Annotated in this window: 1 pseudogene; it reads left to right on the top strand. The window is 60.1% G+C overall.

Annotated elements, in window-relative coordinates:
- Positions 1-255: 255 nt before the first annotated feature.
- Positions 256-1,213: pseudogene (locus tag ACW7G5_RS14740) on the top strand (IS30 family transposase).
- Positions 1,214-1,811 lie beyond the last annotated feature (598 nt).

The following is a 1,811-nucleotide window of genomic DNA, read 5'->3' as shown; positions in this document are numbered from 1 at the left end:
ATTGCATTTCCTGCGGCATGTCACGGCAAGCGAGTGCGCTGGCAGGCCAGACTGCAGCAAGTAGCAGGAGTAGAAAGAGTCTCATGTGGGCCCTAACGCCTGAATTAAGCCGCGCCGCGAAGCGGTGTCGGCTTGAATGAATTGTTAGGCCCCAGAAATTGCCAGACTAAGTGCGACAAATCCAGCGCCCCGAAAAGGAGAGGTGAGCTGGCAGACTGGAAGGGACTCTTATCCGGCAAGAAAGGAGCCCCGACCATGAAGTACTGCCAGCTCACCAGAGACGAACGATACCTGATCTCCAAGCTCCGCAAGCAAGACCAGGCACAGCGTGGCCGAGATCGCCCAGATCCTGGGCCGCCACAGGAGCACGATCTACCGCGAGATCAAGCGCAACCTGACGCCCTGCCCCAAGGGCGGACACTACTGCTACAGCAAGGCCCAGGAGCGTCGGAACGGACGGCTCCGACGAAGCCGCCGCGGCCCGCACCATGCGCCGTTGCAGTACGCCCGTGTCGAGGCGCTGCTGATGCAGCAATGGAGTCCCGAGCAGATCGCTGGCGTACTTCGGCAGGACGAGTTTGCGATCAGCTTCCAGTCCATCTACCGACACGTACGGCGCGACTGGCGTGCGGGCGGCACGCTGTATCTGGAGCTGCGTCGCCGCTACAAGCGCCGTAAGCGGCACTACGGGCTGGAGCGTCGCGGAAGGCTGCAGGGCAAGCGCATGATCGAGGAGCGGCCTGTCGAGATCGAAGCGCGGCTCGAGGTTGGCCACTGGGAAATCGATACGGTCATGGGGGCATCGTGGGAGAAACCCTGCATCGTGACCCTGGTCGAGCGCGCCACCGGCTACCTGATGATCGGCAAGCTACCAAACCGCACGACCAAGGCGTTGAACCGCCGTGTCATCGAGATGATCAAGGCTGCGCCGCTGCCCTGCCTAACGATCACCTCGGACAACGGTACCGAGTTCCATGGCTATGCCGAAATCGAGATCGCTACGGGTGCGACGGTTTACTTCGCGCGTCCCCATCACCCCTGGCAGCGTGGCACCAACGAGAACACCAACGGACTCATTCGCCAGTACCTGCCAAAGGGAAAGAGCATGGCGAAGCTGACCCAGAAGCAGTGCGATGCGATCGCACACAAACTCAATACCAGACCGAGGAAGCGCTACGACTATGAAACGCCCGAACAGCGAATCCGCGCCTGATCAGGACTGTCGCACTTGGTGGTTGAATTCACCCCTCACTCTCTGGGTCTCCCCGGTGGGTGTAGATCTCCTCACGGATCTCTGCCACTACTGAATCCTCCCTGAGATCAAACTCCAAGTACCCGCAATGCTCCGAGAACACGGCCGCAATGTTCTGCTCTGGGCGAATCAAGGCGAATGCGAGCTCGATGCGAGTAGTCATGCCGCCAGGGTCCCTAATCTCGACGGATGAGCTTGCGCCAAAGTCCAAGGCTCCAAGGCCCTTGCCTAAGATCACGTCTACGGGTCGGCCAAGCTTGGTCGAAAGCTCTGGCGCCCAGTCCGCAATCATTTCTCGCCAAGGCCGGATAGGTCTCATGAGGTCTAACGCCTGAATTAAGCCGCGCCGCGAAGCGGTGTCGGCTTGAATGAATTGTTAGGCGCCACCCGACGCCCGCTCCCATGATGCCACGGGCCCAGGTTGCGGATGAAACTGGACCGGCCAACCTTTTGTAGACACCCACAGGCCATAATTCAGGGCAACAGCAGGGGTGTTTATGAGCAGCAAGCAGTACACGGATGAGTTCCGGGCAGAGGCGGTGAAGCAGGTTTTGGAGCG

The organism is Luteimonas sp. A501, assembly GCF_054052085.1.
Note: the sequence above shows the minus strand (reverse complement) of the source record. Positions and strands in the feature narration are given on the sequence as shown.